Annotated in this window: 25 protein-coding genes; 13 read left to right on the top strand and 12 right to left on the bottom strand. The window is 77.0% G+C overall.

The annotated features are described in order from the left end of the window. Positions 1-76 precede the first annotated feature (76 nt). The gene (locus tag ACI790_RS03055; protein WP_456568310.1) at positions 77-1,225 is read left to right on the top strand and encodes a hypothetical protein; all 1,149 of its coding nucleotides are present in this window, start codon (positions 77-79) and stop codon (positions 1,223-1,225) included. Between the two features lie 69 nt (positions 1,226-1,294). After that, on the top strand, positions 1,295-2,023 hold the full coding sequence (locus ACI790_RS03050; RefSeq protein ID WP_456568309.1) for an ANTAR domain-containing protein: 729 nt from the start codon (positions 1,295-1,297) through the stop codon (positions 2,021-2,023). A 4-nt stretch (positions 2,024-2,027) separates the two neighbouring features. Here ACI790_RS03050 and ACI790_RS03045 read toward each other — a convergent pair whose 3' ends face one another. Continuing rightward, positions 2,028-2,804 carry a LamB/YcsF family protein gene (locus ACI790_RS03045; RefSeq protein ID WP_456568308.1) on the bottom strand — a complete coding sequence of 259 codons (777 nt, stop codon included), beginning with the start codon at positions 2,802-2,804 and terminating at the stop codon, positions 2,028-2,030. A 52-nt stretch (positions 2,805-2,856) separates the two neighbouring features. Here ACI790_RS03045 and ACI790_RS03040 point away from each other — a divergent pair, with 52 nt between their 5' ends. The 3 genes from ACI790_RS03040 to ACI790_RS03030 all read left to right on the top strand — a co-directional run bounded on the left by ACI790_RS03040 (position 2,857) and on the right by ACI790_RS03030 (position 7,338). After that, a complete protein-coding gene (locus ACI790_RS03040; RefSeq protein ID WP_456568307.1) occupies positions 2,857-3,975 on the top strand; it encodes a spore photoproduct lyase family protein in 1,119 nt (372 codons plus the stop codon). 137 nt (positions 3,976-4,112) lie between these two features. Beyond that, entirely contained in the window at positions 4,113-5,777 is a 1,665-nt protein-coding gene (locus ACI790_RS03035) for a SpoIIE family protein phosphatase (protein ID WP_456568306.1), read from the top strand. Positions 5,778-5,835: 58 nt separating this feature from the next. After that, positions 5,836-7,338 (top strand): phytoene desaturase family protein, encoded by a 1,503-nt coding sequence (locus ACI790_RS03030; RefSeq protein WP_456568305.1) that lies wholly within the window; start codon positions 5,836-5,838, stop codon positions 7,336-7,338. Positions 7,339-7,348: 10 nt separating this feature from the next. On the opposite strand, the gene ACI790_RS03025 is transcribed toward ACI790_RS03030, so the two are convergent. Next, on the bottom strand, positions 7,349-8,299 hold the full coding sequence (locus ACI790_RS03025; protein ID WP_456568551.1) for an SAM-dependent methyltransferase: 951 nt from the start codon (positions 8,297-8,299) through the stop codon (positions 7,349-7,351). Between the two features lie 145 nt (positions 8,300-8,444). Next, a complete protein-coding gene (locus tag ACI790_RS03020; protein WP_456568304.1) occupies positions 8,445-9,908 on the bottom strand; it encodes a hypothetical protein in 1,464 nt (487 codons plus the stop codon). A 132-nt stretch (positions 9,909-10,040) separates the two neighbouring features. On the opposite strand from ACI790_RS03020, the gene ACI790_RS03015 reads away from it, so the two are divergent. Beyond that, entirely contained in the window at positions 10,041-10,715 is a 675-nt protein-coding gene (locus ACI790_RS03015) for a class I SAM-dependent methyltransferase (protein ID WP_456568303.1), read from the top strand. 21 nt (positions 10,716-10,736) lie between these two features. On the opposite strand, the gene ACI790_RS03010 is transcribed toward ACI790_RS03015, so the two are convergent. From ACI790_RS03010 to ACI790_RS03000, 3 genes are all read right to left on the bottom strand, one after another. Further along, complete coding sequence (locus ACI790_RS03010; RefSeq protein ID WP_456568302.1) at positions 10,737-12,236, bottom strand: leucyl aminopeptidase family protein; 1,500 nt, start codon at positions 12,234-12,236, stop codon at positions 10,737-10,739. 104 nt (positions 12,237-12,340) lie between these two features. Beyond that, a complete protein-coding gene (locus tag ACI790_RS03005; protein WP_012947303.1) occupies positions 12,341-12,508 on the bottom strand; it encodes a DUF3117 domain-containing protein in 168 nt (55 codons plus the stop codon). Between the two features lie 96 nt (positions 12,509-12,604). Continuing rightward, on the bottom strand, positions 12,605-13,246 hold the full coding sequence (locus ACI790_RS03000; protein WP_456568301.1) for a DNA-3-methyladenine glycosylase I: 642 nt from the start codon (positions 13,244-13,246) through the stop codon (positions 12,605-12,607). 77 nt (positions 13,247-13,323) lie between these two features. Here ACI790_RS03000 and ACI790_RS02995 point away from each other — a divergent pair, with 77 nt between their 5' ends. After that, entirely contained in the window at positions 13,324-14,388 is a 1,065-nt protein-coding gene (locus ACI790_RS02995) for an NAD-dependent epimerase/dehydratase family protein (protein WP_456568300.1), read from the top strand. A gap of 11 nt (positions 14,389-14,399) precedes the next feature. Here ACI790_RS02995 and ACI790_RS02990 read toward each other — a convergent pair whose 3' ends face one another. After that, positions 14,400-15,764 carry a hypothetical protein gene (locus tag ACI790_RS02990; protein WP_456568299.1) on the bottom strand — a complete coding sequence of 455 codons (1,365 nt, stop codon included), beginning with the start codon at positions 15,762-15,764 and terminating at the stop codon, positions 14,400-14,402. Between the two features lie 91 nt (positions 15,765-15,855). Here ACI790_RS02990 and ACI790_RS02985 point away from each other — a divergent pair, with 91 nt between their 5' ends. The 5 genes from ACI790_RS02985 to ACI790_RS02965 are packed head-to-tail and all read left to right on the top strand — an operon-like array spanning position 15,856 to position 20,441. Continuing rightward, the gene (locus ACI790_RS02985; RefSeq protein WP_456568298.1) at positions 15,856-16,509 is read left to right on the top strand and encodes a glycosyltransferase family 2 protein; all 654 of its coding nucleotides are present in this window, start codon (positions 15,856-15,858) and stop codon (positions 16,507-16,509) included. Further along, on the top strand, positions 16,506-17,177 hold the full coding sequence (locus ACI790_RS02980; RefSeq protein WP_456568297.1) for a TIGR04282 family arsenosugar biosynthesis glycosyltransferase: 672 nt from the start codon (positions 16,506-16,508) through the stop codon (positions 17,175-17,177). The genes ACI790_RS02985 and ACI790_RS02980 overlap by 4 nt, the downstream gene beginning before the upstream one ends. After that, a complete protein-coding gene (locus tag ACI790_RS02975) occupies positions 17,174-18,412 on the top strand; it encodes a molybdopterin-dependent oxidoreductase (RefSeq protein WP_456568296.1) in 1,239 nt (412 codons plus the stop codon). The genes ACI790_RS02980 and ACI790_RS02975 overlap by 4 nt, the downstream gene beginning before the upstream one ends. Continuing rightward, a complete protein-coding gene (locus tag ACI790_RS02970; protein ID WP_456568295.1) occupies positions 18,409-18,915 on the top strand; it encodes a hypothetical protein in 507 nt (168 codons plus the stop codon). The genes ACI790_RS02975 and ACI790_RS02970 overlap by 4 nt, the downstream gene beginning before the upstream one ends. Positions 18,916-18,938: 23 nt before the next feature. Next, positions 18,939-20,441 carry a glycosyltransferase family 39 protein gene (locus ACI790_RS02965; RefSeq protein WP_456568294.1) on the top strand — a complete coding sequence of 501 codons (1,503 nt, stop codon included), beginning with the start codon at positions 18,939-18,941 and terminating at the stop codon, positions 20,439-20,441. Here the strand turns inward: ACI790_RS02965 and ACI790_RS02960 are convergent, their stop codons facing one another. From ACI790_RS02960 to dapE, 5 genes are all read right to left on the bottom strand, one after another. Continuing rightward, positions 20,442-21,344: a DMT family transporter gene (locus ACI790_RS02960; protein ID WP_456568293.1), complete on the bottom strand. Its 903-nt coding sequence runs from the start codon at positions 21,342-21,344 to the stop codon at positions 20,442-20,444. It abuts the gene before it with no gap. 70 nt (positions 21,345-21,414) lie between these two features. Next, positions 21,415-21,867, bottom strand: coding sequence for an SRPBCC family protein (locus tag ACI790_RS02955; protein ID WP_456568292.1), 453 nt, complete (start codon positions 21,865-21,867; stop codon positions 21,415-21,417). Next, on the bottom strand, positions 21,860-22,228 hold the full coding sequence (locus ACI790_RS02950; protein WP_456568291.1) for a DivIVA domain-containing protein: 369 nt from the start codon (positions 22,226-22,228) through the stop codon (positions 21,860-21,862). The genes ACI790_RS02955 and ACI790_RS02950 overlap by 8 nt, the downstream gene beginning before the upstream one ends. 1 nt (position 22,229) lies before the next feature. Further along, complete coding sequence (locus tag ACI790_RS02945; protein ID WP_456568290.1) at positions 22,230-23,060, bottom strand: LOG family protein; 831 nt, start codon at positions 23,058-23,060, stop codon at positions 22,230-22,232. Continuing rightward, positions 23,057-24,184: a succinyl-diaminopimelate desuccinylase gene (gene dapE / locus ACI790_RS02940; RefSeq protein WP_456568289.1), complete on the bottom strand. Its 1,128-nt coding sequence runs from the start codon at positions 24,182-24,184 to the stop codon at positions 23,057-23,059. Before dapE ends, ACI790_RS02945 begins: the two co-directional genes overlap by 4 nt. Positions 24,185-24,257: 73 nt before the next feature. Here dapE and dapD point away from each other — a divergent pair, with 73 nt between their 5' ends. Continuing rightward, complete coding sequence (gene dapD, locus ACI790_RS02935; protein ID WP_456568288.1) at positions 24,258-25,241, top strand: 2,3,4,5-tetrahydropyridine-2,6-dicarboxylate N-succinyltransferase; 984 nt, start codon at positions 24,258-24,260, stop codon at positions 25,239-25,241. Positions 25,242-25,287: the final 46 nt, after the last annotated feature.

The following is a 25,287-nucleotide window of genomic DNA, read 5'->3' as shown; positions in this document are numbered from 1 at the left end:
TGGGACATCGGTCACCCGGCCCGCCGACCAGCGCCGTCCGCCCCGGGCTCCGGTCGCCCGGTCCGCACCCGGTGGAATGCTGGCCCGTCGTGACCTCGTCCACCGCCGCCGGGGCCCGGATCCCCTGCCGGTCGAGGAGGCCGGGACGTCACCGGCGGCCGAGGGCGCCGCGCCCGTCGTCGTGGTCGGGCTGGTCGCCGCCCCCGGCGCACCGGCCGAGCTGGCCCAGGGGGTGGCCGCCGACCTCGCCGCGGAGCTGGCGATCCGGCACCCGCAGGTCGCCTGGCGGGTGCCCGTGGTCGAGGACGGGCTGATCCAGCCGCCGGCCGACGACGCGGAGCTGGTCGCCGCCACGCGGGAGCGGCTGCTGGCGGCGGACTGGGACCTCGCGGTGTGCTTCACCGACGTCCCGCTGGAGGTGTCCCGGCGCCCGGTGGTCGGCCACGCGAGCCCGGTGCACGGGGTCGGGGTGCTCTCCCTGCCCGCGCTCGGCGCGGTGGGCCGACGGCGGCGCGCGGTGGAGACGGCGGTCGGCCTGGTACAGGCACTGGTGAGCGACGGCGCCGACGACCCGGACGACCCGGGCGACCGCGCCGAGCTCGGCCTGCGGCTCCGGCAGCTGGCCACCGACCCGGCCGACTCCGCCGAGGGTGTCCGCTTCACCGCCCGCGTGCTGTCGGGCAACCTGCGGCTGCTCGGGGGCATGGTGCGGGCCAACCGGCCGTGGCGGTTGGCGATGCGGCTCTCCCGCGCCCTGACCGCGGCCATCGCCGCCGGCGTCTTCGCCCTGGTGACCCCGGACATCTGGCGGCTGGCCGACGCCTTCGGCGGGTGGCGGCTGACGCTGGTCGGCCTCGGCTCCGTCGTGGCCATCGCCGGCACGCTCGTCGTGGGCGCGCAGATGTGGGAGCGGCCGCGGAACCGGCGGGTGCGCAAGCAGGTCGCGCTGTTCAACATCGCCACCGTGGCCACGGTGACCATCGGTGTGCTGTCGCTGTACCTGGCCCTGTTCGTGCTCGCCCTGCTCGGTGGGCTGCTGCTCGTCGTCGAGCCGCTCTTCGCCGAGGGGCTCGGGCACCCGGCGCACCTGTCGGACTACCTGGAGCTGGCCTGGCTGACCAGCTCGCTGGCGACCGTCGGAGGCGCGCTCGGCGCCGGGCTGGAGGCCGACGAGACGGTGCGGGAGGCGGCGTACACCTACCGGCCCGAGACGCCGCCCGGATGAGCACCCGACCCGGGATCGGAACGGCCCGTTGCAGGGTGTCGATCCCGCGCTCCGGCGGGACAATCGGGCGTGACCATCGGAAGCCGGTTCGCGGCTGCGCTCGCGCAGGAGGCGGATCCCCGGCTGGCCGGTCCGGAGCTGCTGCCGGTGCGGCTCAGCCGGGCGTGCGCCGCCCTGCTGGGGGTCGGCGGCGCCGGGCTGAGCCTGGTCGACGGCACCGGGCGGCGCCTTCCCCTGGGGGCCAGCAACCCGGCGACGTCCAGCGCCGAGCGGATGCAGTTCACCGCCGGCGAGGGTCCGTGCATGACCTCGCAGGCCACCGGTCAGCCGGTGTTCGCCGTCGACGAGGACCTGCGCCGGCGCTGGCCCATGTTCGCCGAACTCCTGCTCGGCGGGACGCCGTTCCGCGCCGTCGTCGCCCTGCCCCTGCAGCCGGGGCCCGTCGGCGACGGGGCGCTCGACCTGTTCTTCACGCGCACCTCGGCGGTCGCCGAGCTGGACGTGTTCGAGGCCGTCGCCGTCGGCGAGCTGGTGACCTCCGCGCTCGGCGACGCGGCGGTGTGGTCGACCTGGACCCCGGCGGAGGGGCCCGACTGGCTGCACGGCCCGGCACCGCGCCGGCGGGCGGCGGTCTGGGAGGCGATGGGGAAGGTCAGCGTGGCCCTGGACGTCGACCCCACCGAGGCGCTGGCCCTGATGCGCACCGACGCCTACACCTCCGGGCGCTCCGTGGACGACGTCGCGGCCGAGCTGCTCACCGGTCGCCGCCGGGCCGAGGACCTCCGCCCCGGCGGCTGACGCCTCATCCGGCGAACGGGCCGACCCGGAGACCGGCGGCCTCGAGCGCGGCGCGCACCGCCCGCGCGAGCTCCACCGCGCCCGGGGTGTCCCCGTGCACGCAGACCGACCGCACGTCCACCCGCACGGTGCTGCCGTCCACCGCGAGCACGGTGCCCTCGGTGGCCATGCGGACGGCCCGCCCGGCCACCGCGGCCGCGTCGTGCACCAGCGCGCCCGCCGCCCCGCGCGGCACGAGCGTGCCGTCGGGGGCGTAGCCGCGGTCGGCGAAGCCCTCCCCCACGGTGGGCAGCCCGGCGGCCCCGGCCGCCCGCAGCAGGGCCGATCCCGGCAGGCCGAGCACGGCGAGGCCGGGGTCGTAGTCGGCGACGGCGTCGACCACCGCCCGCGCCTGCTGCTCGTGGTGCACCGCCGCGTTGTAGAGCGCCCCGTGCGGCTTGACGTAGGAGACCCGCCCCCCGCAGGCCCGCGCCATCCCGTCCAGCGCGGCGAGCTGGTACAGGACGTCGGCGGCCAGCTCGGCCGGTGCGACGTCGACGAACCGGCGGCCGAACCCCGCCAGGTCGCGGTAGGAGACCTGGGCACCGATCGAGACCCCGGCCGCCACGGCGGTCGTGCACACGCGGCGCATCGTCACCGGGTCCCCGGCGTGGAAGCCGCAGGCGACGTTGGCGCTGCTGACCACCTCCAGCAGCGCGTCGTCGTCGCCCAGCCGCCACACGCCGAAGCCCTCCCCCAGGTCGGCGTTGAGGTCGATGCCGCGGGGACCCGGTGCGCTCACCGGGGCAGTCTCGCACCGGAATGGCGACCGGCTCCGCGACGCTGCACCGACCATGGGAGCCGCCGAGCCGCTCACGCTCTTCGACGTCGAGCCGCCCCCGGCGCCGATGTCGCCCAACCCGCTGCTGCAGGTGCGCCGGATCTACGCCGAGCCGGCGGCGACGCAGACGCCCCGCGGCCGCCAGGTGCTGGGCCGCTTCCCCGACGCCGAGGTCGTCGAGGTCCCCTCGCACTGGCAGATCCCCGAGCTGCACGGCAACGCCGGGAACGTCGACCGCTGGGTGCGGGTGAAGACCGAGACGCTGGTGCTCGGCGTCCGCAAGGGGCTGGCCACCCGGCCCAACGGCCGCTCGGCGAACTTCATCGCGCCCGGCACCGCCAACGGCTGCGCCATGGCCTGCGCCTACTGCTACGTCCCCCGGCGCAAGGGCTTCGCCAACCCGATCACCGTCTTCACCAACATCGAGCAGATCACCGCCCACCTGCGCCGGCACGTGGCCCGGCAGGGGCCCAAGGCCGAGCCGGACCAGTGCGACCCGGCCAGCTGGGTCTACGACATCGGCGAGAACAGCGACTGCTCCGTCGACGCACTGGTCAGCGACAACGTCGCGGACCTGGTGGACACCTTCCGGGACCTGCCGACGGCGAAGGCGTCCTTCGCGACCAAGTACGTCAACCGCGGGCTGCTGGAGCTCGACCCGGCCGGCCGCACCCGCGTCCGCTTCTCCCTGATGCCCGACGACGACGCCCGGGTGCTCGACGTGCGCACCAGCCGGATCGCCGACCGGATCGCCGCCGTGGACGACTTCGTGGCCGCCGGGTACGAGGTGCACCTCAACCTCTCCCCCGTCGTGCTGCGCCCCGGGTGGGAGGAGGACTGGGGCCGGCTCCTGGACCGGCTGGACGACGAGCTCGGGCCGGCGGCCAAGGCGCAGGCCGCCGCCGAGGTGATCTTCCTGACCCACAACGAGGCGCTGCACGAGGTGAACCTCGGGTGGCACCCCACGGCCGAGCAGCTGCTGTGGCGGCCCGACCTGCAGGAGCCCAAGCGCAGCCAGAACGGCCAGGACAACGTGCGTTACCGCGCCCCGATCAAGCGGACGGCGATCGCCCGGCTGCGGGAACTGGTGGCCCGGCGCGCGCCGTGGCTGGACATCCGGTACGCCTTCTGACGGGTCGACGTGTCGCATTGTCGACATGGACACATATCGACGGTTCGTGTCCGTCTAATCACCCACCGTGTGAGAGGCTGGTAGCCGTGACGGGGCGTGAACGGCCCGTCGGAAACGCTCGTGCTCGAGGGGGAACGGTGCCCGAATCCACCTCTGGAGTGCCTGCGGCGACCTTGCTGTCGGCCCTGCCCGACACGGTGGTCGTGGCCGACGCCGGCGGCCGGGTGACCTACGTCAACCCCGCGGTGTCCCGGCTCCTCGGGTATGCCCCGGCCGATCTGCTCGGCCGCGACCTCACCGAGATCATGCCGCCCCGGTTCCGGTCCGGGCACGGCGGCCACATCACCCGGTTCCTCACCACCGGCCAGGGCGAGCTGGTGGGCAACACCACCCAGCTGCCGGCGCTGCACGTCGCCGGCCACGAGGTCTCCATCGACGTCACGCTGGCCCGGGTGGAGCCGTTCCCCGGCGCCTCGGCCGGGGAGTCGTCGATCGTCGGGGTGCTCCGCGACGCCAGCACGACGATCCTGCTGGAGCGGCAGATGCAGGTGAGCCGCTACCTCGCCGCCACGCTGCGGGTCACCGCGGCGCTCACCGAGGCGCGGGACGCCGACGTCGCCTTCCACCAGCTGCTGCCCACGCTCTGCACCGAGCTCGACTGGGACGCCGCCCAGCTGTGGCAGCCCGACGGCGACGGCGGGCGGCTGGTGCACGCCGGCACCTGGACCGCGCCCGACGCCGCGGTGCCCGCGCTGGAGGCCGACGCCGCGCACCGGAGCTTCCGGCGGGGCGAGGGGATGCCCGGCCAGGCGTGGCTGCGCCGGGCCCCGGTCGTCGCCGAGGACCTGGCCTCGGACGACGAGCTCGTCCGCGGCCGCGCGGCCCGCGAGGACGGCCTGCGGACCGCCGTGACCTTCCCGGTGCTCAGCGGTGACTCGCTGCTCGCCGTCTGCGAGCTGTTCTCCACCGTGCACCGGCCGGTGCCCGCCGAGCTGGTGGAGGTGCTGGCCCACGCCGGCCGGCAGATCGGCCAGTTCCTGGCCCGGCTGCGGGCCGAGTCCGTCGTCCGCGAGCTGGCCGACACGCTCCAGCGCAGCCTGCTGCCCTCCCACCTGCCGACGATCCCCGGCATCCGGCTGGCGGCCACCTACCGGGCCGGCGGCGAGGCCGCGCTCGTCGGCGGCGACACCTACGACGTCATGCCGCTGCCGGACGGGCGCTGGATGGTGCTCATCGCCGACGTCTGCGGCACCGGGGCGGAGGCGGCGGCCGTCACGGCGGTCACCCGGCACACCGCGCGGGCCGCGGCGGCGTCGGGCAGCGCCGGCGAGATCCTGACCGCCGTCAACACCGCCCTCCTGCACGAGCAGGGCAGCGCGCCGCTGCGCTTCGTCACCGCGTGCTGCCTGCTGCTCGAGCCGGTCGCCGAGGGCCACCGGGCGACGCTCGGCGTGGCCGGCCACCCGCTCCCGCTGCTGCGCTGCCCCGACGGCGGCGCGCAGCCGGTCGGCACGGCCGCCCGCCCGCTGGGCATCGATCCCGACGTGGCGTTCCCGGAGGAGGAGTTCCTCCTCCCGCCGGGCGCGACGCTCGTCCTCTACACCGACGGGGTCACCGAGGCGCGCGACGACGGCGGCGCCCAGTTCGGCGAGGACGCGCTGCTGCGGGTGGTGGCCGGAGTGCCCACCGGCGACGCGCAGGAGACCGTCACGGCGGTGTCGGCCGCCGTGGAGGAGCAGCTCGCCGGGTCCCGGCACGAGCACGACGACCTCGCCGTCCTGGCGCTGTCCGTCCCCCGCTGACACCGACGCAGCTCCCGCGGCCGGCCGGCTGCGGGCCCGGCCTGGCTACGGTGAGCGGGTGGCGCGCGTCGTGGTGGTGGGTGCCGGCCTCGGCGGGCTCGCCGCCGCCGCCCGGCTGGCCGCGCTCGGTCACGCGGTCACGGTCGTGGAGCAGGCGCCGCGGGTCGGCGGGAAGCTCGGCTGGTTCACCCGTGACGGGCACGCCTTCGACACCGGGCCGAGCCTGGTCACCCTCCCGCAGGTGTACCGCGACCTCTTCGCCGCCACCGGCAGCCGGCTCGAGGACGCCGTGGACCTCGTCCGGCTCGACCCGGCCGTCGCCTACCGCTTCGCCGACGGCACCCGGCTGACCGTGCCCGGCCGGCCGGAGGCCGTGCCCGCCGCCCTCGACGAGGCGCTGGGCGCGGGCGCCGGCCGGGAGTGGAGCGCGCTGCTCGACCGGGCGGCGACGATGTGGCGGATCAGCGAGGGCCCGTTCCTGCGCACCCCCCTGGCGGGCGCGTCGACGCTGGCCCGGCTGGCCCGCCGCCCGGCCGACGTCGCCGCGATCGCGCCCTGGCAGTCGCTGCGCGGGCTCGGCCGCCGCCACCTGCGCAGGGCGCACCTGCGCACGCTGCTCGACCGCTACGCCACCTACTCCGGCTCCGATCCGCGCCGGGCGCCGGCGGTGCTGGCCACCGTGCCGTACGCCGAGCAGGCGTTCGGCTCCTGGTACGTGCGGGGCGGGCTGCACCGGCTCGGGCTCGCGGTCCTCGACCGGGCCGTCGCGCACGGCGCCGTGCTGCGCACCGGCTGCCCGGTGCGCCGGGTGCTGGTGGAGGGCGGCCGGGCGGCGGGCGTGGAGCTGGCCGGCGGCGAGCGGCTGGCCGCCGACGTCGTGGTCTCCGGCGTCGACGCCGCCGCGCTGCACGCCGAGCTGCTGCCCGGCGACCCGCGCACCCGCGGCGTCCGGCGGGACCTGGCCCGTGCCACGCCGTCGCTGTCGGGCTTCGTGCTGCTGCTGGCGCTGCGCGGCCGGACCCCGCCCCCGGCGCACCACACCGTGCTGTTCCCCGCCGACTACGACGCGGAGTTCGACGCGGTCTTCGGCACCGGCCGGCACGCCGGCCGCCCCTGCCCGGTGCCCGACCCCACGGTCTACGTCAGCGCGCCCGACGACCCCGCCCTCGTGCCCGACGGCGACAGCGCGTCGTGGTTCGTGCTGGTCAACGCGCCCCGGCACGACCCCGCGCACGGCGTGGACTGGGACGCCCCCGGGCTGGCCGACGCCTACGCCGACCGGGCGCTGGCGGTCATGGCCCACCGCGGGCTCGACGTCCGCGACCGGCTCCGCTGGCGGGTGGTCCGGACGCCGGCCGACCTGGCGCGCGACACCGGCAGCGTCGGGGGGTCGATCTACGGCACCTCGAGCAACGGGTCGCGGGCGGCGTTCCTGCGCCCGGCGAACGTCTCACGAATCCCCGGCCTCTTCCTCACCGGCGGCTCGGCGCACCCCGGCGGCGGGCTGCCGCTGGTCGGGCTGTCCGCCGAGATCGTGGCCGGGCTCGTCGGCCCGGCCTGAGCCGCGGCCGTCAGCCGGGCCGGACGGCCGCCACGGCGACGAGGGGCGCTCCCGGTGCGATCCGCCGTGGCTCGCCGGGCCGCAGACCCGCCGAGCGCAGCCCGGCCACGAGGTCCTCCGCCCGGGGCAGCGACATGTGGCCCTCCTGGGCGCGCAGCAGGAGGTCGAAGTGCCGGCTGAACAGCTGCGGCGTCGCCACCGTGCTGACGACCAGGAGCGTGCCACCGGGCGCGAGCCGCCCGGCCACGTCGGCGAACAGGGCGGCCCGCTCGTCGGCGGCCACGTAGTAGACGACGTTCGCCAGCAGCGCGAGGTCGAACGCCGCCTCGTCCGCGAGCTCCCGGACGTCGGCCGGCACGATCCTGGCCCGTCCGGCCAGTCCGCGCTGCTCCAGCGTGCGCGCGGCGAGCGCGGCGGCGTTCTCGTCGGTGTCCACGCCGACCCCCTCGGCGTCCGGGGCGGCGGCCAGCATCGAGGCCAGCTGCAGCCCCGCGCCGCAGCCCGCGTCGAGGACCCGCCGCGGGGACACCGCGGCCACCGTCTCCCGCAGGACGTCGTCGACGAACGGCTCGAAGGCGGCCGAGATGCGCGCGATCACCGCCCCCTGCTCGGCGACGTCCCGCCGTCCGGGTCCGCCGGCCAGCAGCTCGCCCAGGTGGCGGTAGAGACCGGTGTGGAACCCGGCGAAGGCCTCGTAGGAGGCGCGCACCAGGTCGTCGGACACCATGGCCCGGCCCGCCGGCGTCAGGGACCAGCCGGCGGCGGCCTCCCGGACGAGCCCGGCGGCGGTGAGCACGCCCAGGAAGGCGCCGAGCAGGTCCTCGTCGGCCGCCCCGAGCCGGCGGGCGACCCCAGGGGTCGCCACCGCACCGCCGTCGATCGCGTCGAGGACGCCGGTCGCCAGCCCGGCCGCGCCCAGGTGCAGCCGGACGGCGGCCTGCCCGTCGCGCGTGGCCCGCAGGCGGGCCCGGGCGTTCCCGGTCCGCAGGACGGTGAGCAGGGTGCGTGCGCTGAACAGCCCGGCCATGTCCGCTCCTCCCGGTGGACGGACGACCACTGTGCTGCTCCGGGGGCGCCCGGCACCAGTACCCGCCCGCGCGCAGCGATCAGCCGCGGGCGGCGCCGTACCCGAGCAGCGCGGCCAGCCCGAGCGCGCTGCGCGGCTGGTAGGCCGCGCGCCAGAGACCGCCGTGGGCCGCCTCGTACGCCTCGTCCTGCCACGGGTGCTCGTGCGCCGGACCGCCGCCGGTGTGCAGGTCGTGCACGAGGAGCGCGGCCATGAGCACGTTGGCGGTGGCCGGCTCGAAGATCTCGACCCCGAACCGGTGCGCCCCCGCGTAGGCCGCGGCCAGCGCCCGGTTCTTCACCACCGACCGGGTGCGCGTCGGCGGCGCGACGTTCATCGAGACCGTGCTGCCCGCGGCGCGCGCGACCGTCGCCCGCCACCGCTGGAGCCGCTTGGCCAGGGCGTAGTTGGGGCCCTGCTGGGCCACCAGGCTGTCGGCGATCCCCGGATCGGTGCCCGGCACGTAGGCGCGCTGCAGCAGCCGCCCGCCCGACACCGTGCGCAGCGGCCGGCCGAGCAGCTTCGCCGTGCGGGTGCGGCCCGCGTAGGCGCGGACCGACTGCGCCACGGCGTCGGCGGGGACGGCGAAGACGTCGGTGGGGGTGGCGAGGAAGGCCAGGGCGAGGTCGGCGCGGTCCGCCGCCACCCGCACGGTCAGCGCGTCGACGGCCGCCGACACCCGCACGTTGGTGGCGCCGTCGGCGTAGACGTAGTTGCCGAGCACCGGGTTGCCGGGCAGCCCGGCGATCCAGTCGGCGACGGCGGGCACCTCGGCGATCAGGTCCGCGCCGGCCCGCGTCGGGTCCGGATCGGTCGCGGGGTCCGCCGCCGGCACCAGCAGCGTGCCCGCCCCGGCGCGGGCGGTGCCGAGCACCCGCTCCCACAGCGGCGCGCGCGGCAGATCCACCCCCGCCACCCGGGCGCCCCAGCGGAGGAGCGCGGTCAGCGGGCCCATCTCCGCGCCGGCGCCCAGCACGACCACAGTGCGGTCCGGCAGCGACAGCCACTCCGGATGGGCCGCGACCGTGCGGACCGCCTCGGCGCACGACGGCTCGACCACCCCTGCCGTCACCCAGCCGTCCAGCCGGTGCAGCAGGGCGTCCCCCCGCAGCCGCCCGCCGTGGAAGGGCAGCGAGAGCTCGCGCTCCGGGTCGCCGGTGCCGGTGACCGCCACGGTGTGCAGCGACCGGCCGGCGGGCGCGGTGACCAGGCCGCCCAGCCCGCTCCCGCCGTCCGGCCCGGCCACCTCCATGCGCCGGTGCAGCGCGACGAGGCCGGCGTCGGCGATGGTCCGCGCGGCCTCGGGCGAGAGCAGCCCGGCCTCGACCAGCCGGCGGAAGTGCGTCAGGTAACCCGCCCGCCAGTTCGTCTCCCGCTCGGCGGCCATCGCCCCCGCGGCGTCGACCGGCCGCAGCGCGTCGGCGACGACCGCGCGGCCGAGCGCCGCGGTGCTGCGCCGTCCGTCGGGCCCGGCCGGGAACACGACCCCCTGGTCCTCGCTCATCGCTGGTCCACCACCCCACCACCTTCTCCCGGTTCCCCCGCCTCCGGCCAGCGGGGAACCGGGGTGCGCCCACCGGAAATGCCTCGGGGCGCAACTGGGTTGAGCGCGTCCGGTCCTGGCTATCACAGCTCCATGCGCCCGGCAGCCACCGACTTCTACGCGGCGGCCCTGCAGTCCGCGGGTACCTCCGACGCGCCCACCCCCGCGCCGTGGTCGGTGCGGGACGCCGACGGCCGCACGTTCTCGCTGGCCGGGGCGCTGACCCGGTGGACCGGCGACGCCGACGCCGTCGACCGCCGCTTCCTCGCCCGCGCCCGGGGCACCGTCCTCGACGTCGGGTGCGGCCCGGGCCGGCTAGCCGCGGAGCTGGCCCGGCGCGGGGTGCACGCGCTGGGCCTCGACATCTCCCCCACCGCCCTGCGGCTGGCCCGCCGGTCGGGCGCCACGGTGATCCGGCGGTCGGTCTTCGAGCCCGTCGTCGCCGAGGGGATGTGGGGCACCACGCTGCTGGCCGACGGCAACATCGGGATCGGCGGGAACCCGACGGCGCTGCTCCGGCGCTGCCGGTCGCTGGTCGCCCCCGGCGGCCTGGTGCTCGTGGAGACCGAGCGGCCCGGCGTCGGGCAGCGGACCACCCGCCTGCGGCTGGAGCGGGCCGGTGAGGTCAGCTCCTGGTTCGACTGGGCCCACGTGGGCTGCGACGCCGTCGAGGAGGTCGCCGCCGCCGCCGGGCTGCACCTGACCGAGTCCTGGACGGACGGCGGCCGCTGGTTCGCGGCCCTGCGCCGCGCCCCGTCGCCCGGCTGACCCCCCGCCCGGCGGGGGCGGTCAGTTCCGGACGGTCTCCACCGGGCCGACCGGCGCACCGGTCTCCAGCCAGCGGAGCAGCGTGCGGGCCCCGAACCCGGTGCCACCCCGCACCAGCTCCCCGTCGTCGGCGGCGGCCCGCGCCGGGCCGGAGACGTCGAGATGGGCCCACGGCAGCTCGCCGGCGAACCGCCGCAGGAAGAGCGCGGCGGTGGTCGCGCCCGGCCCGGACGGCGCGTCGGTGCCGTCGGCCACGGCGCTGTCCAGCAGCTCGCCGTACTCCTCGGCCAGCGGCATCCGCCAGGACGGCTCGCCGGCCTGCGCCCCGGCCGCCCCCAGGGCGGCGGCCAGCCCGTCGGCGGTCGCGTACAGCGCCGCGGTGCGGGCGCCCAGGGCCACCTTCGCCGCCCCGGTCAGCACGGCGACGTCGACCAGCGCGGTGCCCCCGAGGCGCAACCGGGCGTGGGCCAGCGCATCGGCGAGCACCAGGCGTCCGTCGGCGGCGGTGGTGCGCACCTCCGTCGTGCGCCCGTCCACGTGCCGCACCACGTCCGACGGGCGGTAGGACGAGCCCGACACCGCGTTCTCCGCCGCCGGCACGACCGCCGTCACCGCGACCGGCAGCTCCAGGCGGGCGGCGGCCTCCAGCGCGGCGAGGACGGCGGCACCGCCGGCCATGTCGGTCTTCGTGTGCCGCACGGCGGCCGAGCGGGTGATCGAGAGCCCGCCGGTGTCGAAGGTGATGCCCGCGCCGACGAGCACGGGGTGCTCGGGCCCGGCGGCCGGGTGCCGGTAGGTCGCGACGACGACGCACGGCGGGGCGGCCGAGCCACCGCCGACGGCGAGGACTCCGCCGAACCCGCCGGCGGCCAGCTCCCCGGGGCCCAGCACGTCGACGGTGACGTGCCGCAGCCCGGCGAGCCGGTCGACCGCCTGCGCGGCCAGCCACGCGGGGGTCTTGGTGCTGGGCGGGGTGTTGACCAGGTCCCGGGCCCAGCCGACGGCACCGGCGGCCGCCTGCCCGGCGCGGGCCGCGGCGGCGACCGCGGGGTCGTCGGCGCCGGCGAGGACGACGGCGACCGTCGCCAGCCGGCGCGGGCGCGCCCGCGACGAGTCGCGGAAGCGGTAACCGGCGAGCAGGGCCGCCTCCACGGCGACCCGGACCTCCGCCGCCCCTGCCGGAGCGGCGCCGTCCAGGGGCAGCACCAGGCGCCGGGCACCGTGCCGGGCCAGCGCCTGCCCCCGGCGGACGGCGGTGGCCGCGTAGCGGCGCACGTCCGGCAGCGTCCCCTCGCCTCCGCCGACGGCGACCACGCTGCGGGGCCGGCGTCCGGCGATCGGCACGTTCGTGAGGGCACGCGGCCGGCCGGTGTTGCCCGTGTCGGCCAGCGCACCGGCGAGGAACCCCGGGTCGACCCCCGGAACGGCGGCGGCGGTCAGCCAGGGCGGCAGCACGCCCCCGGTGGCGACCGGCACCGCCAGCACGTCGTCCGGCCCCAGCTCCGGGACGGCGGCCAGCACCTCGACCCGCGGGAACGACGCGGCCCCGGCCGCCGGCGGTGCGCCGGCGGCCGGGGCCGCGTCGTCCTGTGCGGGGCTGCCCGGGGGCAGGCTCGCGGGAGGTGTCAGCTGGTCGCGCCCTTCAGTGCCTCCGACAGCGCGGCCGCCTCGTCCGGCGACAGCTCCACCACCAAGCGACCGCCGCCTTCCAGCGGTACGCGCATGACCAGGCCGCGCCCTTCCTTGGTGACCTCGAGGGGACCTTCACCCGTGCGCGGCTTCATGGCCGCCATGCGTGCCTCCTTCGCCAGCCACACCCCTGCCTCGTGAACAGGTGCGTGGTGTCCGATGCTGTGAGCTCCGCAGCAATGATCCCGTATGAGCGGCCGTCATCCAACATCAGGCCCGTCAGAGTGACCCCGGCGCGCCGCCGCGCCCCGGCCGGCGCGCTCCTCGTCCGCCGCTGCGGCGTTCCCGGGGCCGCCCTCGGGCGGGGTCGCGCGGAAGCACTCCGCGACGTGGTCGTCCACCATCCCGGTGGCCTGCATCAGCGCATACGCCGTGGTCGGGCCGACGAAGACGAAGCCGCGCCGCTTGAGCTCCCGGGCCATCGCCACCGACTCCGGGCTGGTCGCCGGCACGTCGGCGAGGGTGGCCGGGCGCGACCGCGGGCCGGCCGGGGCGAACGACCACAGCAGGTCGGAGAGGCCCTCGTCCAGCTGCTGCGCCGCCCGGGCGTTGCGGACGGCGGCGGCGATCTTGGCCCGGTTCCGGACGATCCCCGCGTCGGCCATCAGCCGCGCCTCGTCGTCGGCGGTGAAGGCGGCGACCGCATCGATCGAGAAGCCGGCGAACGCCGCCCGGAAGGCGGGGCGCTTGCGGAGGATCGTGATCCAGGACAGCCCGGACTGGAAGGCCTCGAGCGTGAGCCGCTCGAACAGCGCGTCGTCCCCGCGCAGCGGCCTCCCCCACTCCTCGTCGTGGTACCTGACGTACTCGGGGGCGCTCGTGGCCCAGGCGCAGCGCTGCACGTCCCGGACGCTAGCGCCGGTCACCGACACCGCGGCCGACCGGCGGGGACGGCCGACCGCCAGTAGCGTCGCCGCTCGTGCGCGTCCTCGTCACCGGCGGTGCCGGCTTCATCGGGTCCGCCGTCGTCGCCGCCGCGCGGGACGCCGGCCACGAGGTCCGCGTGCTCGACGCCCTGCTGCCGGCCGTCCACCCCGGGTACCCGGACGGGCCGCCCCTGCCACCGGGCGCGGAGCTGCTGGTCGGCGACGTGCGCGACGCGGCGACCGTCGACCGGGCGCTCGACGGCGTGGAGGCGGTGTGCCACCAGGCCGCGATGGTCGGCCTGGGCGTCGACGTGCAGGACATGCCGCTCTACGCCGGCATCAACGACCTGGGCACCGCCGTGCTGCTGGCCGCCATGGCCCGCGCCGGGATCGGCCGGCTGGTCCTGGCCAGCTCCATGGTCGTCTACGGCGAGGGCCGCTATTCGTGCCCCGAGCACGGCCCGGTACCGGCGGCGCCGCGGCGGCGCGCCGACCTCGACGCCGGCCGGTTCGAGCCCCCGTGCCCCCGCTGCGGCCGGCAGCTGGACCGGGACCTGGTGACCGAGGACGACGCCCCCGACCCGCGGAACACCTACGCCGCCACCAAGCTGGCTCAGGAGCACCTCTCGGCCGCGTGGGCCGGGGCGACCGGCGGCAGCGTCGTCGCCCTGCGCTACCACAACGTGTACGGCCCCCGGATGCCGCGGGACACCCCGTACGCCGGCGTCGCATCGATCTTCCGCAGCGCCCTGGAGTCCGGCCGCGCCCCGGCCGTCTACGAGGACGGCGGCCAGCAGCGCGACTTCGTGCACGTGTCGGACGTGGCGGCGGCCAACCTCCGCGCCCTCGGGCACCCGCCCGCCGAGTCCTCGCTGCGCGCCTACAACGTGGCGTCGGGGCGGCCGCACACGGTCGGCGACATGGCCCGGGCCCTGGCCGGCGCCGTGGGCGGCCCCGAGCCGGTGGTGACCGGCCAGTACCGGCTCGGCGACGTGCGGCACGTGGTGGCCAGCCCGGCCCGGGCGGAGGCCGAGCTGGGGTTCCGCGCCCGGGTGGACTTCCTCGACGGCATGCGCGAGTTCGCCACCGCGCCGCTGCGCCCCACCCCGCGCGGCTGACGCGCCGGCGGTCACCACTCGGTCCGGACCGCCACCTCCACCGCGAGCGCGGTGACCGCCGACAGCGCCAGCCAGAACCGGGCCTGCCGCGCCGGCAGGAAGGCCGCCGCGGCGGGCAACCAGACGGTGAACGGCAGCCAGATGCGCTCGGTCTCGCCGCGGACCAGGCCCGTGACGTCGCTGACCAGCATCCCGGCCAGCACCGCCAGCAGCGGCAGGGCCAGCCGGGAGCGCCGCAGGCAGGCCAGCCCGGCCACCGCCGCGGGGCCGGCCGCCACCGCCGCCGCGGCCACGTTCGCCACCAGGAAGAAGGCCAGCGGCCGGTCGGCGTACGACGGGCCGGAGCGCACCCGCTCCGCGGTCAGGGACAGCCCTTCGAACCAGTCGTAGCCGGGGACGGCGAACAGCGCGAAGACCAGGACCACCCCGCCGGCCGCGACGGCGAGCACCCGGACGACGCCCGCCCAGCCGAGCCGGGGGCGCTGCACCACCACGACGGCGAGGGCCAGCAGGCCCAGCGACGCCAGCCCGAAGGAGAGGTGCAGCCCCAGCCCGAGCAGCAGCCCGCCGGCCAGCGCCCGGCCGGCGGCTCCCCCGCCCCGGCCCCGCGCGGCCGCGGTGGCCAGCAGGGCGACGCCCCAGGCCATCACGCCGGCGAACAGCGCGTCGGCGCTCGTGGCCACCCACAGCGCGGTCGGGGCGAGGACCAGGAAGGGTGCGACCGCCCGCGCCGCCGGCTCGTCGGCGACCGCGCGCACGGTCACCAGCACGGCCGGCACCGCGAGCGCGCCGGCCGCGATGCAGATCGCCGCCGCCCAGCCCAGCCCGCCGAGACCCGCCCGCTCCAGGAGCACGAAGGCCAGCAGCGCGCCCGGCGGGTGCCCCGACACGTGCGTCGTCCACGGGTCGGCGGAGTCGGCCAGCACCGAGTCGTTGAAGGTGCGCAGGAACTCGCCGAGCCCGCCCACCCGGTCGACATCGTACGGGTACTCGTAGGGGCTGCCCAGCGGCTCGGTGAGCCGACCCCACCCGCTCGCCACAGCGAGGGCGACCGCCCAGACCGCCGTGGCCGCGGCGGAGCCGGCGAGCAGCACCGGCCACCGCGCGCGCCGCGCCACGGCCGGCCCCCGGAGCACGAGCGCGAGCCCCACCGCGGCGGGCAGGAGCGCCCGCGGGGACACCAGCGGGTCCCACCGACCCCGGATGACGTACCCGCCGATGAGGTGCAGGTCGACCCCGTCGCGGGTGAGCTCCCGGCCGACGAGCGCGGTTCCGCCGACGAGGAGGACGGCGACCAGGAGGCCGGCCGCCGGGCGCCACCGGCGGTCCCTCCCCGGGCGCGCCGCCCCGGGGGTCTCGGGAGGAGCCTCGGTCATCAGCCGGACCCTAGGACCCCGGCCGGGTGGCCGCCCGCCGGCGGGCGACCGTCGGCGGGCGCGCCCGGTGGGTTCGTGGTTGTGTCCTGGCGTGCCCGACGTCGTCCTGCCCTGCCTCGACGAGGCGGGCGCGCTGCCCTGGGTGCTCGGCCGGCTGCCGGCCGGCTACCGGGCGATCGTCGCCGACAACGGCTCGACCGACGGCTCGCCGGCGATCGCGGCCGCCCACGGGGCGACGGTGGTCTCCGTGCCGCAGCGGGGGTTCGGCGCCGCCGCGCACGCGGGTCTGGAGGCGGCCACCGCCGACGTCGTCTGCTTCTGCGACGCGGACGGGTCGATGGACCCCGCCGACCTGCCGCTGGTCGCCGACCCCGTGCTCGCCGGTGACGCCGACCTGGTGCTCGGCCGCCGCCGGCCCACCCGGCGGAGCGCCTGGCCGGTGCACGCGCGGGTGGCGAACGTGGCGCTGGGCGTCATGCTGCGCCGCCGCACCGGCCTGGCGCTGCACGACCTGGGCCCCATGCGCGCCGCCTCCCGCACGGCGCTGCTCGGCCTCGGGATCACCGACCGCCGCTTCGGCTACCCATTGGAGATGGTCACCCGCGCCGCCGACGCGGGCTGGCGGGTGCGCGAGGTCGACGTCCCCTACGCGCCCCGGGCCGAGGGCACCCGGTCGAAGGTCACCGGCACGGTGCTCGGCACGGTGCGCACCATCCGGGACATGCGGCAGGTGCTGTCGTCGTGACCGGCAGCCAGCTGCTGGTCATCACCAAGGCGCCTGTGCCCGGCCGGAGCAAGACCCGGCTCACCCCGCCCTGCACGCCGGAGCAGGCGGCGGCCATCGCCGGTGCGGCGGTCGCCGACACGCTCGACGCCGTCCGTTCGGCTCCGGTGACCCGCCGGGTGGTCGCGCTCGACGGGGACGCGGACACCCTCGACCTCACCGGCTGCGTCGTCGTGCCCCAGGCCGACGGCGACCTCGGCGTGCGCCTGGCGGCGGCGTTCACCGACGCGATGACCGGCCCCGGCGGAGCGCTTCCCACGCTGCTCATCGGGATGGACACTCCGCAGGTGACCGGTGCGCTGCTCGCCGACTGCCTCGACCGCCTCGTGCGGGCGGGCCCCGGCTCGGCCGTGCTCGGTGCGGCCCCGGACGGCGGCTGGTGGGCGCTGGGGCTGCACGCGCCGGAGCCGGCGCAGGTGCTGACCGGGGTGCCGATGTCCCGCGCGGACACCGCCGTCCGCACCCGCGCGGCCCTCGAGGGCGCCGGGCTCACCGTGCTGGACCTGCCGGTGCTCACCGACATCGACCACTTCCCCGACGCCGTCGCCGTCGCCGCGCTCTGCGGCCCGGGCACCAGGACCCACCGGGTGGTGACCGGCCTCGGCGAGGCCCTCGGGACGACGCCGTGACCAGCCGGCTGGACCGGCTGCTCGGCGCCCGCCTGCCGGACCCGCCCGGCGGCCTGCGCCGCGGCCCCTTCCGCGCGGGCGCCTTCCCCAGCCCGCTGCACTCCGAACGCCGCTCGGCACGGGTGGGCGTCTGGCTCGGCCTGGCCTTCCTGGTCTGCTTCCTCACCGGGCTGGTGAGCGACCTGGTCCAGTCGGGACCGGACTGGTTCTCCTGGCCGTCCTCCCCGGTCTGGCTCTACGGCCTCACCCAGGGCCTGCACGTGGCCGCCGGGCTGGCCGCCGTCCCGCTGCTGCTGGTCAAGCTCTGGACCGTCTACCCGCTGCTCTTCGAGTGGCCGCCGGCCGGATCGGCCGCCCGGTTGATCAGCCGGCTGTCGGTCCTGGTGCTGGTCGGCACGGCCGCCATGCAGCTGGTGACCGGCCTGATCAACATCGCGCAGTGGTACCCGTTCGGGTTCTTCTTCCCGACGGCGCACTACTGGACCGGCTGGATCGCCATCGGCGCCGTCGCGGTGCACGTCGGGGCGAAGGCGCCGGAGATCCGGCGCGGCCTGGCCCGCCGCGGCTCGCCCGGGGCCACCGCCGGCCTGGCCCCGGAGCAGGCCGCGGAGCTGGCCGCGGCGGACGCCGCGGAGGAGAAGGGCGCGATCGACCGCCGCGCCTTCGTCCTCGCCGCCGGCCTGGGCGTCGGCGCGGTCACCGTCACCACCCTGGGGCAGTCGGTCCGGGCGCTGGCGCCGGTGTCGCTGCTCGCGCCCCGGCTGCCCACCGTGGGGCCGCAGGGGCTGCCGGTCAACCAGACGGCCGCCCGGGCAGGCGTGCGGGAGACCGCCACCGACCCCGGGTACCGGCTGGTCGTCGACGGCCCCCGCCGGCTGGAGCTGTCCCTGGCCGAGCTCAGGCGGCGGCCGCAGCACACCGAGACCCTGCCGATCACCTGCGTGGAGGGCTGGAGCGCCTCGGGGCGGTGGACCGGCGTCCGGCTCGCCGACCTCCTGGAGGAGGCCGGCCTCGCGCGCGGCACCGAGGTGGTGGTCGAGTCCCTGCAGACCGGCGGGCTCTACCGCACCAGCGTGGTGGCGCCGCCGCACACCGTCGATCCGCGCACGCTGCTGGCGCTCGAGCTCGGCGGCGAGCCGCTCGTCCTCGACCACGGCTTCCCGGTGCGCCTGATCGCCCCGAACCGGCCGGGGGCCATGCAGACGAAGTGGCTGACCCGGGTGCGGCCGGCATGAGCACCGGCGTCTCCCGGGACGGCCGCGCGGCCGGCCGGATCGGACGGGATCCGTACGCCTCCGACCCGGCCCGCCCCCTGGCGTCAGCGGCCGGGCCCTGGTGGAGGTGGCTGTTCCTCGTCCCCGGTCTCGCCGCCGTCGGCTGGGGCGTAGGAGGACTGCTCGGCGCGGGTCACCGGGTGCCGCTGTCGGCGTGGGCTCCGTGGTTCCTCGGCAGCGCGCTGCTGCACGACGTCGTGCTCGCACCGCTGGTCCTCCTCGGCGGCGCCCTGCTGACCCGCCTGCTGCCCGGGCCGGCCCGGGCGCCCATCGCCGTCGGGCTGGTGGTGAGCGGGGTGCTGACCCTGGTGGCCCTCCCGTTCGTGCTCGACCCGGGGAACGTGCCGGAGCCGGGTTTCCTGCCGCAGGACTACGGCCGGAACCTGCTGCTGCTCGTCGCGGGGATCCTCGCGGTCGCCGCCGTCTGGGCCGTCGTGCGGACGCGACGGGCCCGCCGGGGCTGACCTCCGGGCGCTACGGTCCGCGGGTGTCCGTCCGCACCGCCGAGCGCACGCCCACCCCCGTGCGGCCGGCGCTGCACCGGGGGCCGCTGCTCGCCCTCGGCGCGGCGCTGGCCGCGCTGCTGCTGGCCCTGGCCGGGCGCTACGGCTACCACCGAGACGAGCTCTACTTCCTCCGTGCCGGGCGCGAGGCCGCCCTCGGCTACGTCGACCAGCCGCCGTTCACCCCGCTCCTGGCCGCCGCGATGGACGCCCTGGCGCCGGGTTCCCTGACCGTGCTGCGGCTGCCCTCGGCGCTGGCGGCCGGCGCGGTCGTGGTGCTCACCGGGCTGATCTCGCGCGAGTTCGGCGGCGGCCGGGACGCGCAGCTGTTCGCGGCGGCCTGCGTGGCGGTCTCCTCGATCCTGCTGGCCGTCGGCCACCTGCTCTCGACGACGACCTTCGACCTGCTGTTCTGGGCGCTGCTGTCGTGGCTGCTCGTGCGGGCGCTGCGCGACGGCGGCGTGATCTGGCTGGTCGTCGGGGTGGTGGCCGGGCTGTCGCTGCAGAACAAGGTGCAGCCGGCGTTCCTGCTGGCGGCCGTGGTGCTCGGGTTGCTGGTGGTCGGCCCCCGCGACGTGTTCCGCTCGCCGTGGCCCTGGGCCGGCGGCGCGGTGGCGCTGGCGGTGTGGGCACCCAACCTGGTCTGGCAGGCCACGCACGGCTGGCCGCAGCTCGCGGTGGCCGAGGCCATCGCCGCGGGGGGCTCGGGCACCAGCGAGCCCTGGTACCTCTTCCTGCCGTTCCAGCTGGTGCTGGTCAGCCCGGTGCTGTTCCCGGTCTGGATGGCGGGATGGTGGCGGTTGCTGCGCGACCCCGCGCTGGCGCCGTGGCGGTGCTTCGCCGTCGCCTACGCCGCCTTGGCGGTGCTGTTCCTCGGCACCGGCGGCAAGCCGTACTACCTGGCCGGGCTCTACCCGCTGCTGCTGGCAGCCGGTGCCGGCCCGGCGCTGGCCTGGGCCCGCCGGGGCGGCGCCCGGGCCCGGCCGGCCCTGGCCCCCGCGCTGGTCCTGAGCCTGGCGGCCTCCGCCGTCCTGATGCTGCCGGTGCTGCCGGCCCGCTGGCTGTCGGCCACGCCCGTGCCGGCGGTGAACTACGACGCCGGGGAGACCGTCGGCTGGCCGCGGTTCGCCGCCGCCGTGGAGCGGGCGCGGGCCGGGCTGCCCGCCGGGGCGGAGGTCGTCGTCCTCACCGGGAACTACGGGCAGGCCGGCGCCGTCGACCGGTTCGCCCCGGCCCTGGGCCCGGCGTACAGCGGGCACAACTCCTACTGGACGTGGGGCCCACCGCCGGAGGACGCCGGCGCGGCCGTGGTGGTCGGCCTGCCCCCGGAGGACCTGGCCCGCTGGTTCGGCGAGGTCCGGCCGGCCGGCCGCATCGACAACGGGGTCGGGCTGGACAACGACGAGCAGGGCCGGACGGTCTGGCTGGCCACCGACCGGCGGCTGCCGTGGTCGCAGATCTGGCCGCAGCTGCGCCGGCTGGGCTGATCAGCGAGCGGTGGAGTCGACGGCCGCGACGCTCGGCTCGGGCCGTGCGGTGCTGCGCCGGGTCGCGAGGACACAGCCGACGAGCACCAGCGGCAGACCCAGCGCGATGCCGAGGGTGAACGGTTCGTCGAGCAGCCACACGCCCAGCAGCACGGCGACCACCGGGTTGACGAAGGTGATGACCAGCGCCCGCTGCGGGCCGACCTCCCGGATCAGCGCGAAGAACACCGCCAGCGCCACCGCGGTGCAGAGCACGCCCAGCGCGAGCAGGGACAGCAGCGCCTCCGCCGACGCGTCGGCCACCCGGTCCAGCTGCGGCACCGCGAACGGCGCGTAGACGACGGCGGTGACGAACAGCGCGATCGAGGCGGCGGTCACGCCCGGCACGTCGGGCAGCGCACGGCTGACCACCAGCGGTGCGGTCGCGTACCCCACGACCACGAGGACGACGGCGACGATCGGCAGGAGGTGCGCGCCCTCGAGGTCCAGGCCCAGGAGGACGGCGATGCCGACGACGCCGATCCCCATGCCGAGCAGCCGCACCGGCGTCAGCCGCTCCTCCTCCCCGGCCAGCCGGGCGGCGAGCGCCGCCACGAACGGCACCCCCGCCACCAGCAGACCGGTGAGCGAGCTGGACAGGGTCTGCTCGGCGTAGGACAGCAGCAGCCACGGTGCGGTCATCTCGAGCACGGTGAAGAGCAGCAGCGGCTTCCAGTGCCGCAGCGCCGGGCGCAGCTGCCCCCGCGCGATCGTCCAGGGCAGCAGCAGGGCGGCGCCGAGCACGCAGCGGGCGAACACGACCGAGACCGGCGACACCTCGCCGACTGCCACCTTGATCAGCAGGTAGGGCACGCCCCAGATGACCGACAGCGCGACGAACAGCACCCAGCCCCGCCGGCTCACGCCTCCGCCTCCGCAGCCCCGTCGCGCACGGGCACATCCTCACCGATCGCCGGCGGGCACCCGCAGCCGGCTAGAAGGTGCGCGCGAAGGCGGCGAAGCGCGCCAGCGACCAGCGGATGCCCACGAGGGCGAACGGTCTGACCAGCACCCAGCCCAGCCGCCCCAGCACCCCGTAGGGCAGGTCGAGCCGCTCGGTCCAGACGAAGGTGCTGTGCTCCCCGCGGGGCTCGATCTCGAAGATGCCGGGACCCCGCACCAGCCGCCCGGTGTGCTGGACGACGGCCCGGCGCGGTGGGTCCCACTCGGTGATCACCATGGTGTCGAGCAGCCCGAGGTGCCGGCCGCCGGGCAGCGGCAGCCCGGTGCGTGCGGCCAGCCGGCCACCGACGCCCTGGGCCGGCCCCGCGACGGTCCGCACGTCGGTCGCGACCATCCACTCGCCCTGGCGGGTCCAGGCGGTCAGCGCCGCCCACACCCGCTCCGGCGGCGCCGCCACCTCGATCCGCTCGACCAGCTCAGGCACCCCGGGTCCCCTCTCCGTCGGACGACGCGACCCCAGGGTCGGTCGGCAGCTCCTCGCGAGCGCGCGCGGCCAGCTCGGCCCGCAACGCCGCGACCTCCGCGTCGCGTTCGTCCAGGGTCAGCGCCAGCTGCTCGAGCAGCCAGTCGACCTCGGCCATCCGGTAGCCGCGGAGGGTGACCGCGATCCGCACCGCCCGGAGGTCGTCGGACACCACCCGGCGGTCGTCGGGCAGCTCCACCGGCGACCGGTCCGGCTCGGCCGGGGGCTGGGTCTCCCCCCGCCCGAGGAGCAGCGACCCCACCACGAAGAGCACCCCGCCCACCAGCAGGACGGCGACGACGAAGACGAGGAAGGACAGCACCTCAGGCGTCGGAGGGGCGGTTGTCGATCGGTGCCCGCATCCCCCCGCCGTTGTCGCCGGCCGAGCGCGAGGCCTCGGCCGCCTGGATGACCGCCACCGCCTCGGCGACGTCGTCGGTCACGGTGACCAGGTCGAGGTCCCCGGGACTGATGGTCCCCTCGGCGACCATGGTTTCGCGGATCCAGCTGAGCAGGCCCGACCAGTACTCGGTGCCCAGCAGGATCACCGGGAAGCGGGTGACCTTGCGGGTCTGCACCAGGGTGAGCGCCTCGAACAGCTCGTCGAGGGTGCCGAAGCCGCCCGGCAGGATCACGAATGCCTGCGCGTACTTGACGAACATCGTCTTGCGCACGAAGAAGTAGCGGAACGAGATGCCGACGTCGACCCACTCGTTGAGCTCCTGCTCGAACGGCAGCTCGATGCCCAGGCCGACCGACATGCCGCCGACGTCGCAGGCGCCCTTGTTGGCCGCCTCCATGGCACCCGGCCCGCCGCCGGTGATCACCGCGTACCCCGCCTGCGCCAGCGCGGCGCCCAGCTCGACCCCGGCCGCGTAGTGCGGGTGGTCCCGCGGCGTGCGGGCGCTGCCGAAGACGCTGACCGCGCGCGGCAGCTCGGCGAGCAGCCCGAAGCCCTCGACGAACTCCGAGGTGATCCGCATGACCCGCCACGGGTCGGTGTGCACCCAGTCCGCGGGTCCCCGGCGGTCCAGCAGCCGCTGGTCGGTGGTGCTGCCCTGGTTCTTCGGGTCGGGCTCGCCGCCGCGCAGCATGATCGGCCCGCGGTGACGGGTGGGCCGCTCCCGGCGCTCGTCGCTCGGTGGGGTGGTCATGCCTCGCTCCTCGTGACGGGGGTCCCGGACAGGTAGGCGGTCAGCGCGTCGACGGCCGGCTGCAGCCGGGCGACGACGACGTGCTCCTCGCGGGTGTGGGCCAGCTGCGGGTCGCCGGGGCCGTAGTTGATCGCCGGGATGCCGAAGGCGGCGAACCGGGCGACGTCGGTCCAGCCGAGCTTGGCGCGCGCCGGGCGGCCGACGGCCGCGACGAAGGCTGCCGCAGCCGGCTCGGCCAGCCCGGGCAGCGCTCCTCCGGAGTTGTCGACGACGGTCAGCGTGGCGCCGGCGGCGAGGGCGTCGGCGAACACCTCGCGGACGTGCGCCTCGGCGGCGTCCTCGTCGCGGTCGGGGGCGTAGCGGAAGTTGACGGTGAGGGAGGCCTCGTCGGGGATGACGTTCCCGGCGACACCGCCGGCGATGCCCACCGCGTTGAGCCCCTCCCGGTAGGTGCAGCCGTCGATCTCCACCTCGCGCGGCCGGTAGGCGGCCAGCACGGCCAGTGCCCCGGCCAGCCCGTGGACGGCGTTCTCCCCCAGCCAGCTGCGCGCGCTGTGCGCCCGCCGTCCCTTGGTCGCCAGGACCGCGCGGAGGGTGCCCTGGCAGCCGGCCTCGATCTCCCCGTCGGTCGGCTCGAGCAGGATCGCGAGGTCGCCGTAGAGCCAGCCCCGCCGCTCGCGGGCGACCCGGCCGAGGCCGTTCTTGACCGCCTCGACCTCCTCGTTGTCGTAGAAGACGAACGTCAGGTCGTGCGCGGGCTCGGCACCGGGCACACCGAAGGTCGCCGCCAGCCGCAGCATCACCGCGTCGCCGGCCTTCATGTCGCTGGTGCCGCAGCCGTAGAGGCGGCCGGTCGCCTCGTCCAGCCGGCTGGGCACGTTGTCGGCGATCGGCACGGTGTCGAGGTGACCGGCGAGGACGACGCGGGTGGGCCGGCCGAGGTTCGTGCGGGCGAGCACGGCGTCACCGACGCGCTCGACCTCCAGCCCGCCGAGGGCGCGCAGGGCGGACTCGACGGCGTCGGCCAGCGCGGTCTCGCTGCCGGACACGGACGGTGCGTCGACCAGGGCGCGGGTCAGCGCGAGGACGTCGGCGGACAGGTCGAGCGACGGCGGGGTGCTCACGACGAGGAAGCCTAGGGCCCGTGCCTCCGCCCGGCCGCCGCGGCGCGGGCAGCCGCTCGGTAGCGTTCCGGGCGTGACTGACGCAGCGCCCGCTCCCGTCTCCGCCGTAGCCGCCGGTCTGGCGACCGTCACGCCGTCGGGCACCGTGCTCGACACGTGGTACCCCGAGCCCCGGCTGGGCGCGCCCGCCGGCGCGGCCACGGGCACCGCCCGGCTGGGCGCGCTCGAGCTCTCCGCCGAGCTCGGCCCCGACTACGGCGGGCTGGTGCGCCGCGACGAAGCCCGCGGCGTCGAGGTCATCGCCGTCCGCACGGTGATCGCCGACCTCTCCCAGCCGCCGGTGGACACCCACGACGTCTGGCTGCGGCTGCACCTGCTCTCGCACCGTTTGATCACGCCGCACGGCGCGAACATGACCGGCGTCTTCGGGCTGCTCACGAACGTGGCATGGACCAGCGCCGGCCCGGTCGAGGCGGCGACGTTCAACGCCCACCGCCTGCGGGCGGCCGTCGGCCACGTGACCGTGTTCGGGGTCGACAAGTTCCCCCGGATGGTCGACTACGTCATCCCCTCGGGCGTGCGGATCGCCGACGGCGACCGGGTGCGGCTGGGCGCCCACCTGGCCGAGGGCACGACGGTCATGCACGAGGGGTTCGTCAACTTCAACGCCGGCACGCTCGGCCCCTCCATGGTCGAGGGCCGGATCAGCGCCGGCGTCGTCGTGGGCGCCGACAGCGACATCGGCGGCAGCGCGTCCATCATGGGCACCCTCTCCGGCGGCGGCACGCAGGTGATCTCGATCGGCAGCGGTTGCCTGCTGGGCGCGAACGCCGGCATCGGCATCTCCCTCGGCGACGGCTGCGTCGTCGAGGCCGGCTGCTACGTCACCGCCGGCTCCCGCGTCACCCTGCCCGACGGCTCGGTCGTCAAGGCCGCGGCGCTCTCCGGCCGGAACGGGCTGCTGTTCCGGCGCAACAGCGTCAGCGGCGCGCTGGAGGCGCTGCCGCGCGACGGCAACTGGGGCGCGCTGAACGCGGAGCTGCACGCCAACACATAGGTCGGCCTCAGGCCTCCCACCGCGGCCAGGTGCCGTCCCCCTGCTG

Source organism: Blastococcus sp. SYSU DS0539, from assembly GCF_054050855.1.
The sequence above is the reverse complement of the archived record's forward strand: the minus strand, read 5'-3'. Positions and strand labels throughout refer to the sequence as shown.